Genomic DNA, 14667 nt, shown 5'->3' on the forward strand with positions numbered 1-14667 from the left:
GCCGTCAACGCCATGATTTATATGCGAAATATCACGATTACGACAGCGAAATCAGCGACTTACTTGGAGAATGTGGGATGAGCTCAACAACTCGACAATCTCCTAACTGGATCACTTTGAAGGATTTGTCGGCAACGCAGCTTGCATTTGCGAAAGTGCTGCCGACCATTTGATGGCGGCCATGGGGCGGCTGGTGCGCGTCCCGCGATGCGAAGGATCATCGGGTTCCCCACGCCTAGAGATAGAGGTGGGGTTTGGGTTCCGTGACGGGTTGGAGGCCGGAGAGAGAGGCTCCCCGGCGCCCGTCATGGAGTTGCGACCATGGCCTCTGCCATCCACAAGATCACGCTGTCGTCCTCGCGCGACATTCCCTTCAACAAGCTGGTGCTGAGCCAGGCGAACGTCCGGCGCGTCAAGGCCGGGGTCTCGGTCGAGGAGCTGGCCGAGTCGATCGCCCGGCGCGGGCTGATCCAGTCCCTGCATGTCCGGCCTCTCCTTGACGCCGATGGTCAGGAAACCTGGCTCTTCGAGGTCCCGGCGGGCGGGCGCCGGTTCCGGGCGTTGGAGCTTCTGGTCAAGCAGAAGCGCCTTGCCAAGACCGCGCCCGTGCCCTGCGTTCTGTCCGAGGCGCAGACCGGCATCCTGATCGACGAGCTGTCGCTCGCCGAGAACATCGAACGTGCGCCGCTGCATCCGCTGGATCAGTTCCGCGCCTTCCGGGCCATGCGCGACAAAGGCATGACCGAGGATGCGATCGCCGCGGCCTTCTTCTTGGATGCCAAGGTGGTGAAGCAGCGCCTGCGCCTCGCGTCGGTCGCGCCCGCGCTTCTGGAGATCTACGCCGAGGATGGCATGACGCTCGAGCAACTGATGGCCTTCACGGTCTCGGAGGATCACGCCCGGCAGGAACAGGTCTGGGAGGCGATCGGGAACGGCTGGCAGAAAGAGCCCTATCACATACGCCGCCTTCTGACCGAAACCACTGTGCGCGCCTCGGACAAGCGGGCGCTGTTCGTCGGCATCGACGCCTATGAGGCTGCGGGGGGCTCTGTCCTGCGCGATCTGTTCCAGCAGGACGACGGCGGCTGGCTGCAGGATCCGGTGCTACTCGACCGGCTGGTCGGCGAGAAGCTGAAGGCCGAGGCCGAGACCATCGCCGCCGAGGGCTGGAAGTGGATCGAGGTCGCCGTGAACTTCCCCTACGGCCATCTGCAGGGGCTTCGGCAACTAGCGGGTACGACTGTCGACCTGGCGGATGATGAGCGCGCGACGCGCGAGGCGCTGCGCGACGAATACGACCGGCTGGAAGCCGAGTATGCCGAGGCAGAGGAGCTGCCTGATGACATTGACCAGCGGCTCGGCGAGATCGAGGCGGCGCTCGAGGCCTTCGACAGCCGCCCGATGGTCTATGCCCCCGGTCAGATGGCAAAGGCGGGTGCCTTCGTCAGCATCGACTCCGACGGTCGGCTGCGGGTCGAGCGGGGGTATGTCCGGCCCGAGGACGAGGCGGTCGCGGAACCCGAGGGTGAGGGGGCCGATGGCGCAGATGGGTTCCGGCCCACAGGGGCTGAACCGGGCCAGCCGACGCGGGCTGTCATCACCATCGGCGGCGCGGCCGTGGAGGGCGACGACGAAGAGGATGGGGCGGATGCGATCCGGCCCCTGCCGGACCGCCTTGTCACCGAACTGACCGCCCATCGCACCCTGGCCTTGCGGGATGCCGTGGCGAAATCCCCCCATGTCGCCCTGACCGCGCTTCTGCATCGGCTGGTGTCGGACAGCTTCCTGCGGCAGTCCGGAAGGGGCTGCCTCGAGGCGCAGGTCCGCGAGGTGCATTTCCCGGCGCAGGCCGAGGATTTGCGCGACAGCGCCTCGGCCCTCTCGATCGCCGAGCGGCATGAACGCTGGGGCGATCACGTGCCGACCGACGATGCGGCGCTGTGGGACTGGCTCGACGCCCTCGACGACGCGTCGCGTATGGAGCTTCTGGCGCATTGCGTGAGCTTCGGGGTCAACGCGCTCTACGAGAAGCCGAACCCCTATGGCGGCATGGGAGTGAGCCAGCACGGGCTGGCGCAGCGCCTTGCGCAGGCTGATCGTCTGGCGCAGGCGACGGGCCTCGACATGTTCGCGGCGGGCTGGCGGCCGACGGTCGAGAACTACCTCGGCCGGGTGACCAAGCCGCGCATCATCGAGGCGGTGCGGGAAGGTGCGGGTGACCGCGCGGCCGATCTGATCGCGCACCTGAAGAAGGGCGAGATGGCCAAGGAGGCCGAGCGCCTGCTGGCGGATACCGGCTGGCTGCCGGAGCCGCTTCGCCAGGCCCTTCCGGATTCGGGTGCCGATGTCGACACGGCGTCTGGGTCCGAGGGCGACGACCTGCCCGACTTCCTCGCGGGTGAGGACGATGCACCGGCCGAAGATGAGGATGAGACGCAGCCGCCCGTGGCTGCCGAGTGATCCCTCTGGGGCGGCGCAGGTCGCCCCATCTTGCCCGATCTTCATTTCCTGGCCCGGCCATGTGCCGGGCCTTTCTGCTTTTGGAGACCCCATGCGCCCTGTCATCGATGTCGACGAGATTTTCCGCGAGGACCGCACCAACCCGATGGCCGAGCGGTCGCTTCCCTGGGAAGAGACATGCGACGGGATCACCGTCGTCGTGGAGCCGAAGCCTCACTGGGCCGAAGACCTGCGCGCCTTCCGTCTGGAAGCGCGCGAGTATTGCCGTTACGCCGACTGGCTGCACCATGGCGCAAGGGCCCGGTTCTTTGGCCATGCCGACCTGTCCGGCGACGAAGTCATTCTGAAGGCGCGTGCCATGGTCGCGCGCGAGATCGCGGAGGGGCTCTGGGACTGAATCCCCGGCGAAGTCTTCCGCACTTTCAGGCTTGGCTGCATGCCCGTGTGTGGATCGCGCGCCAGTTTCACCGGAACTCTCTGCCCGCATTCAAGTGCCGGGATAGGCTGCGGTGGCACCGGCCTGCGGTTCTGCTCGGAACGACCCGCCGCGCGTCAAGGCTGGCACGGCAGGGCATCTGTGACGGGATCCCGGCTTCCGATCTGCCGCAAAGACCATCCCCCGCTTCCATTCGTTGACCTTGGTCTGATCCGTCTTTTTGGCATTCAACCCCACAGGGGTCGGCTTACGCCCGCGTGCCGCCCTCGGCGTTCAGGTGCCTGAACACGCGAGGGTGAGTGCAGATCCGGTCAGACACTTCGGGCGCCTGTCGCGCGGGGGATGGTCCCCCGGCCACAAGACAGGAGCCGGAACCCATGTCCTACGCAGATGCCATCGCCTTCGCCGCCAGCCTCGCCGCCACATTGCTCGTGTCGATCGTCGTGTTCGAGGCCGGTGACGGCACCCATGGCGCCATGCCCGCCGATGAATTCGACGGCGAGGAGAGCATGGTGAAACTGGAGCTCAATCCCTGGGCCTGAGGCGCAGCAGCGCCTCAGGCCTGCACGGCCCGGACCCGCGCGCGGGTTCCGGGTTTTTCCGCTGCCATGGCAGCGCCTCGGCACGCGCCAGGCCGGGGGCCGCAGCCCCGGCGGAGAGGAAGAGGGCGGGCCTTTGGGCCGTGACGGGTGCGAGGTGGAGGAGAGGCCTCCGCCGCCTGTCCCGGAGTGATCCCGATGACCCTTTCCCGCCAGGGCGGTTTCCGCCCCATCGGCCAGATCCTGGCCCATGACGTCCTTCCCGCGCTGCAGGGCGCGCGGAGGCTGCCGCTGCGCGTCTCCTGCCTCGGCCGCATCAGTCCTGACGATGCCGAGGCGCCGCGAGAGCAGTGTTTTTCGCTCGGCGAGGTCACCTGTGCCGAAGCGGCCATGCGCCTTGCTGCCCAGCTCGTATCCAAAGGCGACTATCCGGGCGCAGTCGCTCTTTCCGACTTTCAGCCGCGTCTGGCGGTGATTGAGGATCGCGCGCATGGTCTCGTCCTCGCCGGAGCGATCCGCGCCGGGGTCATCCTCTGGCAACCGCCCGTCGCCTCCGACGCCGAGGCGCGCCGGATCTTGACCGAGGCGAGCGGCCTGCGAGGCCAGGCCTTCGCCGCCGAAGGGCGCTGGGATCCCAATGTCGCAAGGACCCTGCGGGACCGGGCCAGCCTCCTCGAAGCGCGGCTGGTCGATCCCTTCTGGCGGGAAGAAGCGGCGGCGCTGCTCAGCCTGCCGCAAGCCGCCTGATTTCCGTGTCTTTTTCCCGAAACCGGCCCGGTCGCGCACCGGGCCTTCGCTTGTCCAGAGGCTGTCATGGCTGATTACTACACGCAGTTTTCCTGCCTGCTTGACGTGGGCACCCCAGAGAATGCCGCCCGCGCGCTCGAGCTCTATACCGCCTTGTCGCAACAGAACGCGACGGAGGACCCGCCCTCGGACGGGTTCGTGCTGTCCATCCAGCCCGAGCACGGCGGCACCGTGCTCTGGATGCGCGACGAGGGTACCGGCGATCCCGCCCATGTCCTCCAGTTCGTCAGAACCTGCGCCGCCGCCTTCGGCCTGACGGGCCGATGGGGCCTGCAATTTGCCACGACCTGCTCGAGACCCAGGGTCGACGGGTTCGGCGGCGGGGCGCATGTCATCGACCTCGCGACCGGCGAGACGGTCGACTGGATCTCCACCGATGGCTGGTTGTCGGCCCTGCTGACGGAAGGTGCCAGCCATGCCTGAAGTGATCGAAACCACGGTCTACCGCCTCGATGAACTGTCCGAGGCGGCGAAGGAAAAAGCCCGCGCCTGGTATCGCCAGGGAGGCTTCGACTACGACTGGTACGATGCCGTCTACGAGGATTTCCAGAGCATTGCTGAAATCCTCGGCATCCGCTTCCGCACCCGGACCGTCCGCCTCATGGGGGGCGGCACGCGGCAGGACCCCTGCATCTGGTTCCGGGGTTTCTGGTCGCAAGGCGACGGTGCCTGCTACGAAGGGGTCTGGCGACACGCCAGGGTTGCAGCGGCCCGTCTGCGTGCCCATGCCCCGCAGGATGCCGTGCTGCATTGCATCGCGGACCGGCTGCAGGCGATCCAGCGGCGCAACTTCTTTCAGTTGCGCGCCGAGATCTCCCATCACGGCCATTACACCCACGAATACAGCATGCGCATCAGTGTCGAACGCGACAGCCAGACCGGGCAGGACATGACGCCCGATGCCGAGGACATCGTCACCGAGGCGCTGCGGGATCTCGCCCGCTGGCTCTACCGGCAGCTCGAGCGGGAGTACGACTATCTGACCTCCGACGAGGCGGTCGACGAGAGCCTTCGCGCCAATGATTACACCTTCACCGAAGCCGGTCGCCGCTTCGGGTGACCTACAGCGCCCCACCGCGAGGTCGGGGCGCTTCTTCTTTGCGGCGCTTGCGAGAGGGAGAGGGGGGCCGCGACAGGGCGGGTCCGGGCGGGGGAGAGAGCGCCCTCCGGAGCCTTACCCATCCCGCTCTCCCGAGGTCATCCGACATGAACAGCCTTTCCCCCGCGACCGATCCGGCCGCATCGATTTCGCCTGCCACGGCCATCCTGGCCGCGGCGCGGCTTCTGCTTTCCCATCTCGAGCGCGGCGCGCGCATCGATGCCGCGATCCTGCGCGCGGCCATGGAGACCGCCTTCGGGGCCTCGGACGCAGCTGGCGTCTGGGATTGGAAATCGGCCTATGAGGCCTGCGAGGTCGCCACGGTTCTGTTCCTCCGCAAGTATGGCCCTGCGCTGTTCCGCAAGGCCGTCAGCATGGACGCCCGTCTGGCGCAGCTCACGAAAATCTCGGCCCTGATGCCCACCCAGACCCGCCGCTCGGAGGACAGTCAGAGTTTCCAGCAGTTCAGCACACCGATCCCGCTCGGCCTTGCGGCTCTGGCGGCGGCTCGGATCACCCCTGAGGATGTCGTGCTTGAACCCTCGGCAGGCACCGGCCTGATGGCCATTCTCGCGGAAACGCTGGGCGGCAGGCAGATCCTCAACGAATTCGCGGACACGCGCGCCGCTCTCCTCTCCGCCCTCTTTCCGGCCGCGATCCTGTCGCGCGTCGATGCCGCACAGATCGATGACCATCTGGATGCGGGGCTCGTGCCGTCCGTCGTCGTGATGAACCCGCCGTTCTCGGCCCTGGCCCATGTCGCCGGGCGCAATACGGAGGCCGCCTTCCGACACGTCGCTTCGGCGCTCGCGCGTCTTGCGCCCTGCGGGCGGCTGGTCGCCATCACCGGGACGGGTTTCGGGCCTGAGGCACCGGCCTGGCAGGACGCCTTCATCCGGCTTCAGGCGCGCGGTCGGGTGGTCTTTTCCGCCGCGATCGACGGGTCGGTCTATGCGCGGCATGGCACCACGATCGAGACGCGGCTGACCGTGATCGACAAGCAGCCTGCCGAGGAGCCCGCCGCCTTTCCCACCTCGCCGGGCGTTGCACCGAATGTGCAGACGCTGCTCGCATGGATCGCGGCGCACGTGCCCGAGCGCCTGCCGGTGTCCGTGCCGCAGGTGACCGCTCCGGTCGGCCGCTCTTTGTCGCTGCCAGTCCGCGGGGCGCGTGGTCGGCCAATCCGCCCGGCACGTCCTGTGCCGACGCAAGGCAGGGATTCCGAAGCTGTCGAACTGGCCTATGACGCCATCGACTGGACGCCGCCCGAGGGCGGACGCCTGTCCGATGCGATCTACGAGCCCTATGCGCTGCAAGCGATCCGCATCCCCGGCGCTGAACCGCATCCGACCCGGCTGGTGCAATCCGCCGCCATGGCCTCTGTCGCGCCGCCGCCTCCGACCTATCGACCCCTGTTGCCGTCCGACATCCGCACCCGCCTGTCCGAGGCCCAGCTCGAGACCGTGATCTATGCGGGCGAGGCGCATGCGGGTCATTTGGCCGGGTCCTGGACGGTCGATGCCACCTTCGACACGGTAAGCGCCGCGCCCGACGCGGCCGAGGGGGCGGTCCGCTTCCGGCGTGGCTTCATGCTGGGTGACGGCACCGGGGCGGGGAAGGGGCGGCAATCGGCTGGAATCCTCCTCGACAACTGGCTCCGCGGGCGGCGCAAGGCTCTCTGGATCAGCAAATCCGACAAGCTGATCGAGGATGCGCAGCGCGACTGGCAGGCGCTCGGGCAGGAGCGGCTTCTGATCACCCCGCTCGCGCGCTTTGCGCAGGGCAAGCCGATCACGCTGGCCGAAGGCATCCTGTTCACCACCTATGCCACGCTGCGCTCCGACGACCGCGGCGAGAAGGTTTCGCGGGTCCGCCAGATCGTCGATTGGTTGGGCCGCGACTTCGACGGGGTCATCATCTTCGACGAGAGCCATGCCATGCAGAATGCCGGGGGCGGGAAGGGCGAACGCGGCGATGTCGCCGCATCACAGCAGGGCCGGGCGGGGCTGCGGCTTCAGCATGCCCTGCCCGAGGCGCGCATTGTCTATGTCTCGGCAACCGGGGCGACCACCGTGCACAACCTCGCCTATGCGCAGCGCCTCGGGCTCTGGGGCGGCGAGGATTTCCCTTTCGCCACCCGCGCCGAATTCGTCGCGGCGATCGAGGCGGGCGGCGTCGCCGCCATGGAGGTGCTGGCCCGCGACCTGCGGGCGCTTGGCCTCTATACCGCCCGGTCCCTCTCCTATGAGGGCGTGGAGTATGACCTTCTGGAACACCGCCTCAGCCCGGAGCAGCGCCGCATCTATGATACCTATGCCGGGGCCTTCGCCGTCATCCACAACAACCTCGACGCAGCAATGGAGGCGGCCAACATCACCGGGCGTGAAGGCACGCTGAACCGGCAGGCGAAATCCGCCGCGCGCTCGGCCTTTGAGAGCACCAAGCAGCGGTTCTTCGGCCACCTCCTGACCTCGATGAAGACCCCGACGCTCCTGCGGGCGATCGAAGGGGACCTTGCGGCGGGCCATGCCAGCGTCGTCCAGATCGTCTCCACCGGCGAGGCGCTGATGGAACGGCGGCTTTCAGAGATCCCGACCGAGGACTGGAATGACCTGAATACGGACTTGTCACCCCGTGAGTATGTCCTGTCTTACCTGCAGCATTCCTTCCCGGTTCAGCTGCATGAGCCTTTCACCGACGGGGAGGGCAACCTCTCGTCGCGCCCTGTGTTCCGCGATGGCCAGCCCGTGGAATGCCGCGAGGCGGTCACGCGGCGCGAGGCGCTGATCGAACACCTTGCCGGTCTTCCGGCGGTGCCTGGCGCGCTCGACCAGATCGTCCAGCATTTCGGGACGGATCAGGTCGCCGAAGTGACGGGGCGTTCGCGCCGGATCGTGCGCAAGGGCGAGGGGCGCGAGGCGCGTCTTGCCGTCGAAAACCGAGCAGTCTCGGCAAACCTTGCCGAGACCTCCGCCTTCATGGACGACCGCAAGCGGATCCTCGTTTTCAGCGACGCGGGCGGCACGGGGCGGAGCTACCACGCCGATCTTGGCGCAAGGAACCAGCGGCTGCGGGTCCATTACCTGCTGGAACCGGGCTGGAAGGCGGATGCGGCGATCCAGGGCCTTGGCCGTACGAACCGCACCAATCAGGCCCAGCCGCCGCTCTTCCGGCCCATCGCGACCGATGTGAAGGCCGAGAAACGCTTCCTTTCGACCATCGCCGGCCGCCTCGACACGCTGGGCGCGATCACCCGCGGCCAGCGCCAGACCGGCGGACAGGGGCTGTTCCGGCCTGAGGACAATCTGGAATCGGCCTATGCCCGCGATGCGCTGCGCCAGCTCTACCAGTTGATTGCGAAGGGCAAGGTGGAGGGCTGCTCGCTGGACGCCTTCGAGGCGGCCACCGGCCTCAAGCTGATGGATGCAACGGGCCTGAAGGATGACCTGCCGTCGATCACAACTTTCCTTAACCGTCTGCTGGCCCTGCCCATCGCGCTGCAGGGGATCCTCTTTGCCGCCTTCGAGCAGCTGCTCGAGGCGCGCATCGCCGGAGCCATGGCCTCGGGCAGCTACGACATGGGGCTCGAGACCCTGCGCGCCGAAAGCTTCCGGGTCATCGACCGCCAGGTGATCCACACCCATCCCGGCACTGGCGCCGAAACCCGGCTTCTGACCATCGCGGAGCGCCGTCGGAACCAGCCTGTCACCCGCGAGGCGGCGCTGGCCGAACTCTCCGATCCGCGGGCGAAGCTCCTCATCAACGAACGCTCGGGCCGGGCCGCCGTGCAGATCCCCACGACCAGCATCATGCTCGACGATGGCGAGATCGAGCGCCGGGTGCGGCTGATCCGGCCCATGGAGGCGCAGGCCGTGCCCTTGCGCCTGATGGGCGAGACCCATTGGGGCGAGGGCGATGTCGCCCGCTTCTGTTCGGCCTGGGATGCGGAATGCGCGGGCGTACCGGAGTTCACCGAAAGCACGCTGCACATGGTGACGGGGCTTCTGCTGCCGATCTGGAAGCGCCTGCCACCGGACTCGACCCGCGTCTATCGCCTGCAGGCCGACGATGGCGAACGGATCATCGGTCGCCGCGTCTCGCCCGCCTGGGCCGCGACGGCCTCGGTCACCGGGACGGTGGCGCGCCTGACCCCGGAAGCCGCTCATGCCGCGCTGATGGAGGGGCGCACCATCCTTGATCTCGCTGAGGGGCTGCAACTCCGCCGCGCGCGTGTCATGGGCGTGCAGCGGATCGAGCTCTTTGGCTTCACCGAGGCGATACGCGAGCGGCTGCGGGCCTATGGTCTCTTCACCGAGATCATCGCCTGGAAGCTGCGCTTCTTCGTGCCCGTCGACGCCACCGGCATCGAGGTGCTCGGAAAGCTTTTCGCGCGGTTTCCGATCGAGCGGATCGGCGATCGGGAGGCGGCGTGATGACCCGGCTCACGGCCACCGATCTGGCGGAACGTCTCGGCCGACAGGCCGAGGCGGTCTGTCGTCATTACCTGTCGAACGGGCGCAAGCAGGGCAACTACTGGCTGGTCGGCGATGTGCGCAACACGCCGGGCCGGTCGATGTTCGTCCGGCTGACTGGCGGGGCCTCGGGCAAGGGGGCGGCCGGAAAATGGGTCGATGCGGCCAGTGCCGAACATGGCGACCTGCTGGACGTCATCCGAGAGAGCCTCGGACTGGTGGAGTTTGCCGAGATCGCCGAGGAGGCCCGCCGGTTTCTCAGCTTGCCGCAGGAGGTGCCGGCCGCACCGGGCAACCACTCGCCGCATACCTCAGGACCATCCGGCTCGACAGGCGCGGCGCAGCGGCTCTGGCGCATGGCCCGGCCAATCGCGGGTAGCCTTGCCGAAACCTATCTGCGCGAGCGCGGCCTTGCCGATGTGCAGGCCGACGACCCGTTGCGCTTCCTTCCCGACTGCTACTGGCGGCCCGAGGGCAAGGGACGGACCGAGACCTGGCCCGCGCTGATTGCGGCCGTCACCGATCTCGAAGGGACGATCACCGGCGCGCATCGCACCTGGCTTGCTCGCGATGGCAGGCAGAAGGCCCCTCTCGATCCACCGCGAAAGGCGATGGGCACGCTTCTCAGGCACGGCGTCCGGTTCGGCCGCGCGCAGGATATCCTGGCAGCGGGCGAGGGCATCGAGACGATCCTGTCGCTGCGCCAGATCTTGCCCGGAATGCCGATGGTCGCCGCCCTGTCCGCGGGTCACCTGGCAGCCCTCCTGCTTCCAGTGCCGCTGCGCAGGCTCTATATCGTCTGCGACAACGATCCGGCAGGGCGGATCGCGCGCGAGGCGCTGGTCGCCCGGGCCAGCGAGGCCGGGGTCGAGGCGCTGGCACTCTCGCCGATGCTGGGGGATTTCAACGACGATCTCGTGTGGCGCGGGCGGGATGCGCTTCGGGCATGGGTCCGGCCTCAACTCACCCCGGAGGACGTGAGCCGCTTCATGGGTCCGATGCAGCCGCCTTGACGGGGCAGCGGATCGGCCTGTGGCGAAAGGATCATGGGCGCGGGAGGGCTGCGTCACCGGGCAGGAGGACCGCGCCTCGGCCTTCGAGAGGGCGAGCGGCCCACAAGCGGCCCGGCCCGGCAATGGCGGCGCCCGACTGATTTCCGTCGGCGGGCATCCACCCCACGCGACAGGTCGCGCGGGGACCCCGGAAGGCCCGCCTTTACAGCGCGATCCAAATCACCCGGGCTTGGCCATCAAGGCCCTCGCCAGAGGCTCGGGCTGCCTGACCGGTCCGCCCGTGGGCTTTCGTCGCCACGAAGGCCGCGACGGTCGCGGTCCAGCCCAAGGACGCCTCTCATGTACGCCCACGACGATTTCGACGCCGATCACAGCACCTCGCCCACCGGCCATGTCATCGAAGCCCTTGAACTCTACGGCTATCGTCCCATCGAGGACGAGGCCGACCCCCGGATCACGCCCGAGGATGACGTCATCCGCACCGCGGTCGCCGACATCTTCGACGCCCTGATCTCCACCATGGCCGACACCAGCCTCGACTTCGACCTCGACGAGATCCTCTGGTCGACCGTCAACACCTTCCACCGCGCGGTCCTGCGGATCGAGGGCAAGCTCGACGACAACGAGCAGGCCCAGAAGCGGCTGCAGCGCGAACAGGACGGCTCCGAGGTCAAATCCGTCCAGCTCGAGACGCTGATCGCCATCGGGCAGAGCCTGCTGGATCGCCGCGACAGTCTCGAGCTCTTCTGCGAAACCGCCGCCGACATCTATCTGCGCACGCTCGGCACCCCCTGGTCGCCGCGCACCGGCTCGCGCCTCAACCACCGCCAGATGACCGCGGCCATGATCGACAGCCGCGACTTCTTGGCCGCCAAACGCCGGGCCGATGCCGAGGTGCTGTTGCCCGCAGGGCCGAAGATCGCCTTCTCGGGCGGCGAAACCACCGACCATCGCCTGATCTGGGACAAGCTCGATCAGGTCCATGCCAAGCACCCGGACATGGTCCTGCTGCATGGCGGATCGCCGAAAGGCGCCGAACGGATCGCCGCCACCTGGGCCAGCAACCGCAAGGTCCCCCAGGTCGCCTTCAAGCCCGACTGGACAAAACACGCCAAGGCCGCACCCTTCAAGCGCAACGACCATATGCTCGCCACCTTGCCGATCGGGGTCATCGTCTTCCCGGGCACCGGCATCCAGGACAACCTCGCCGACAAGGCCCGCAAGATGGGCATCCCGGTCATCCGCCTCGGGGCGGGCAGCGCGTAAGCGCTGCCAACGCCGTGACGTCCGACACTGCGGTTCGATTGACCCGCATCGCTGGGGTGCTCTCTCCGATGCTCGGGCCTGCCGGACTGAAACCCCGGTATTTGGCTACTGGCAAAGGTTGAGGTGATCACCGCGGACGCCACCGCTGCATGCAGCGGCCGCCGCCGATGCAAGTTACCTGAGGCTCGCTGCCGACCTAAATCAATGCTATCTTTCTGTTCGCGCCGTGGTGGTGGTGGAGGCGCAACCGTCCAACCTTTTGTGCGGAGCCACCGTCATGATCTTTGTCGGAATCCTCGTCTCTCTGGCGGCCATCGGCACGATGTGCTGGCTGCTGTTCAATCTCGCTGTCTTCGCGCTGCCGTTCTTTGCAGGCGTCACCCTTGGCACCTGGGCCTATGGGACCTGTGCCGGGTGGCTGGGTGCGACCGTGATCGGCCTCGTAGGTGCCGGGCTTGTTCTGGCGCTTGGTCAGGGCCTTCTGATGGTCGTCCGTCCGCTCTGGGCGCGGTTCCTGATTGCGCTGGCCTTCGTCGCCCCAGCCGGCGTGGCAGGGTTCCACGCCACGTTGGGGATCACCCGGCTCCTTGTGCCATCAGAAACCTGGCAGGTCGTCTTTGCCATCATCGGCGCGGTCGCGGTGGGCATCACAGCCTTTCTGCGGGTCGCAGGCATGGCGGCCCCCGGCGATGCGGGCGGGAGCCTGGCCCGCGGCTGAAGGCCGGGCAGGCAGGTGGGGCGACCAGAGCAAGAAAGCCCTGCCGGCCTGTCTCGACGGGTTGCGGGGCGGGATCGGGTGCGTTCCTTCGGATCGACGTGAGGCCCTTTTCTTGTCCTGTCCAGAGCGCGGGACGGGCAAGGCCGCATCGGCGGGCTGTCACCGCCCCCGTCAGGGGCGCTGCCGGTGGCATGGTTCGGGTTGGACAATGCGCAAGGCCCGGAAGGGCAAGGCGGATCACCGGTTTGGTCCCGTCCTGCCTGCCTTGGCGGGGGCCTGTCGCCAGTGTCTCCGTCTGCTCCCCGTGTCCAGACCGCTCCATACGGCCTCTTCAATGGCCTGATCTGGCCGAACACCGGCTTCGCCTCGACCGCTTCGGCGCAACAGCGTCGTCACAACTTTCTTCCCCTGTCGGCCTGAAGGCCGCCATTCCTCGCGGGAACAAGAAAGTTCCTCCTGTGCTGTCAGGCCCCCGCCGGGCGGGGGTGCGCCAGCAGTCGTCTCCGTCCTGTCGATCGCCATCGAGGCCGCAATGGTGCGGGCTCGGAAACGGAAAACGGAGACTTACCATGGCGACCATCGGCACCTTCAAGAAGACCGGCACGAACGAATTCACCGGCGACATCGTCACCCTCAGCGTCCAGGCCAAGGGCGTGCGCATCGTCCCCGACCAGCGCGCCACCGGCGAGAACGCCCCCAGCCACCGGGTTCTGGTCGGCCGCGCCGAGATCGGCGCCGCCTGGTCCAAGCGCTCGAACGAGGGCCGCGACTATCTGGGCCTCAAGCTCGACGATCCGAGCTTCACCGCCCCGATCTACGCCAACCTCTTCGACGACGAGGACGGCGAGGGCTTCTCGCTGATCTGGTCCCGCCCCAACGGCCGCCGCGCCGACTGACGCGGACCACAAGGCCCCGGTCGCAAGGCCGGGGCCTTTTCCATGTCTGCCATGAAAGGCGATGCCCACCGCGACCGCGCCGGGGCCACAGCGTGACCTGCAGGGACCGGCGCGGCCGGCCGCCGCCGCAGGTGGAGCCGGCGCTGGCGGCGAATCGCGGGAATTCACAACGGCATAGGCCGCACGGCGAAACCGCAGTTTCCAGTGGCGGATCGGGCGAGAGCGACTAAAATAGTCGTAGTTCTGGAATGCGCGCCGGTCGCGATGGGAGGTGATCATGCATGATCACCGCTCGACAGTCGCGGGCCGCACGCGCGTTGCTGGGTTGGACGCAGGAGACGCTCGCTGACAAGGCCCGAATATCCCTGACTGCCCTGAAACGCCTCGAGTCCGAGAACCGGCTTGAGGTGTATGAATCGACACGGGATCAGGTTCGCCGGGCACTCGAGGCCGCAGGGATCGTCATCCTGTCTGACAAGCGCGGGCAGGGAGTGATGCTGGAGCATGGCCGAGACGAGAAGACCCACTGACGCGACAGGGCGGTGTGACAGACGGCTTGCTGTGCCGATGCTCCCGGGGACCGCGCCATGAAGCCCACGACCCCGGCCTTCGACGAGATTGCCCCCACCAGCGCCGACATTACCGATTACGACCGCAGGCACATCAAGCTCTACATGCGGCTTCTCGATGCGACAGCCGATGGCGCGGATTGGACCGAGGCCGTCGAGGTCCTGTTCGGGATCGACCCTATCCGTGAACCCGATCGCGCGCGGCGGGTCCATGACAGCCATCTGGCGCGGGCGCGCTGGATGACGCAGAGTGGATATCGGCAGCTTCTGGGTCCGGGTTCCGGCACCCCGTGACTTCCTGCGCGAGGTGATGCTGCAACGGCATCATCTGCTGCATCCTTCCGTGCCTTTTCCCAGCTTCCCTGCGCTGGAATCTTTTCACCCCATACGTG

The 14667-nt window shown here is 67.5% G+C and carries 13 protein-coding genes; all 13 read left to right on the forward strand.

Going from position 1 to position 14667, the window contains the following annotated elements; genetic code table 11:
* Positions 1 to 321: 321 nt before the first annotated feature.
* The 13 genes from G5V65_RS19085 (at position 322) to G5V65_RS19145 (ending at position 14569) form a co-directional block, all read left to right on the forward strand.
* Positions 322 to 2460: a ParB/RepB/Spo0J family partition protein gene (locus tag G5V65_RS19085; RefSeq protein WP_165053449.1), complete on the forward strand. Its 2139-nt coding sequence runs from the start codon at positions 322 to 324 to the stop codon at positions 2458 to 2460.
* Between the two features lie 91 nt (positions 2461 to 2551).
* Positions 2552 to 2857, forward strand: a complete 306-nt coding sequence (locus G5V65_RS19090) for a hypothetical protein (protein WP_165053452.1) — start codon at positions 2552 to 2554, stop codon at positions 2855 to 2857.
* 416 nt (positions 2858 to 3273) lie between these two features.
* Entirely contained in the window at positions 3274 to 3438 is a 165-nt protein-coding gene (locus G5V65_RS19095) for a hypothetical protein (protein ID WP_165053455.1), read from the forward strand.
* Positions 3439 to 3633: 195 nt separating this feature from the next.
* A complete protein-coding gene (locus G5V65_RS19100) occupies positions 3634 to 4182 on the forward strand; it encodes a hypothetical protein (RefSeq protein WP_165053458.1) in 549 nt (182 codons plus the stop codon).
* Positions 4183 to 4248: 66 nt separating this feature from the next.
* The gene (locus G5V65_RS19105; RefSeq protein WP_165053461.1) at positions 4249 to 4665 is read left to right on the forward strand and encodes a hypothetical protein; all 417 of its coding nucleotides are present in this window, start codon (positions 4249 to 4251) and stop codon (positions 4663 to 4665) included.
* Positions 4658 to 5302: an antitoxin of toxin-antitoxin stability system gene (locus G5V65_RS19110; RefSeq protein ID WP_165053464.1), complete on the forward strand. Its 645-nt coding sequence runs from the start codon at positions 4658 to 4660 to the stop codon at positions 5300 to 5302. Before G5V65_RS19105 ends, G5V65_RS19110 begins: the two co-directional genes overlap by 8 nt.
* Before the next feature lie 146 nt (positions 5303 to 5448).
* Positions 5449 to 9774: a strawberry notch family protein gene (locus tag G5V65_RS19115; protein WP_165053467.1), complete on the forward strand. Its 4326-nt coding sequence runs from the start codon at positions 5449 to 5451 to the stop codon at positions 9772 to 9774.
* Positions 9774 to 10826, forward strand: a complete 1053-nt coding sequence (locus G5V65_RS19120) for a DUF7146 domain-containing protein (protein ID WP_165053470.1) — start codon at positions 9774 to 9776, stop codon at positions 10824 to 10826. The genes G5V65_RS19115 and G5V65_RS19120 overlap by 1 nt, the downstream gene beginning before the upstream one ends.
* 339 nt (positions 10827 to 11165) lie before the next feature.
* Positions 11166 to 12092 carry a DUF2493 domain-containing protein gene (locus G5V65_RS19125; RefSeq protein ID WP_165053472.1) on the forward strand — a complete coding sequence of 309 codons (927 nt, stop codon included), beginning with the start codon at positions 11166 to 11168 and terminating at the stop codon, positions 12090 to 12092.
* 277 nt (positions 12093 to 12369) lie between these two features.
* Entirely contained in the window at positions 12370 to 12810 is a 441-nt protein-coding gene (locus tag G5V65_RS19130) for a hypothetical protein (protein ID WP_165053474.1), read from the forward strand.
* Positions 12811 to 13379: 569 nt separating this feature from the next.
* A complete protein-coding gene (locus G5V65_RS19135; RefSeq protein ID WP_058096062.1) occupies positions 13380 to 13706 on the forward strand; it encodes a DUF736 domain-containing protein in 327 nt (108 codons plus the stop codon).
* 281 nt (positions 13707 to 13987) lie between these two features.
* Positions 13988 to 14236: a helix-turn-helix domain-containing protein gene (locus tag G5V65_RS19140; RefSeq protein ID WP_058096061.1), complete on the forward strand. Its 249-nt coding sequence runs from the start codon at positions 13988 to 13990 to the stop codon at positions 14234 to 14236.
* 57 nt (positions 14237 to 14293) lie between these two features.
* The gene (locus G5V65_RS19145; protein WP_165053477.1) at positions 14294 to 14569 is read left to right on the forward strand and encodes a DNA -binding domain-containing protein; all 276 of its coding nucleotides are present in this window, start codon (positions 14294 to 14296) and stop codon (positions 14567 to 14569) included.
* The last annotated feature ends 98 nt before the right edge of the window (positions 14570 to 14667 follow it).

Source organism: Paragemmobacter kunshanensis, from assembly GCF_011059185.1.
GTDB classification, from domain to species: Bacteria; Pseudomonadota; Alphaproteobacteria; order Rhodobacterales; family Rhodobacteraceae; genus Paragemmobacter; species Paragemmobacter kunshanensis.

Coding starts and splice junctions, on each gene's coding strand:
- G5V65_RS19085 (WP_165053449.1), top strand. CDS start 322: ATGGCCTCTGCCATCCACAAGATCACGCTGTCGTCCTCGCGCGACATT.
- G5V65_RS19090 (WP_165053452.1), top strand. CDS start 2,552: ATGCGCCCTGTCATCGATGTCGACGAGATTTTCCGCGAGGACCGCACC.
- G5V65_RS19095 (WP_165053455.1), top strand. CDS start 3,274: ATGTCCTACGCAGATGCCATCGCCTTCGCCGCCAGCCTCGCCGCCACA.
- G5V65_RS19100 (WP_165053458.1), top strand. CDS start 3,634: ATGACCCTTTCCCGCCAGGGCGGTTTCCGCCCCATCGGCCAGATCCTG.
- G5V65_RS19105 (WP_165053461.1), top strand. CDS start 4,249: ATGGCTGATTACTACACGCAGTTTTCCTGCCTGCTTGACGTGGGCACC.
- G5V65_RS19110 (WP_165053464.1), top strand. CDS start 4,658: ATGCCTGAAGTGATCGAAACCACGGTCTACCGCCTCGATGAACTGTCC.
- G5V65_RS19115 (WP_165053467.1), top strand. CDS start 5,449: ATGAACAGCCTTTCCCCCGCGACCGATCCGGCCGCATCGATTTCGCCT.
- G5V65_RS19120 (WP_165053470.1), top strand. CDS start 9,774: ATGACCCGGCTCACGGCCACCGATCTGGCGGAACGTCTCGGCCGACAG.
- G5V65_RS19125 (WP_165053472.1), top strand. CDS start 11,166: ATGTACGCCCACGACGATTTCGACGCCGATCACAGCACCTCGCCCACC.
- G5V65_RS19130 (WP_165053474.1), top strand. CDS start 12,370: ATGATCTTTGTCGGAATCCTCGTCTCTCTGGCGGCCATCGGCACGATG.
- G5V65_RS19135 (WP_058096062.1), top strand. CDS start 13,380: ATGGCGACCATCGGCACCTTCAAGAAGACCGGCACGAACGAATTCACC.
- G5V65_RS19140 (WP_058096061.1), top strand. CDS start 13,988: ATGATCACCGCTCGACAGTCGCGGGCCGCACGCGCGTTGCTGGGTTGG.
- G5V65_RS19145 (WP_165053477.1), top strand. CDS start 14,294: ATGAAGCCCACGACCCCGGCCTTCGACGAGATTGCCCCCACCAGCGCC.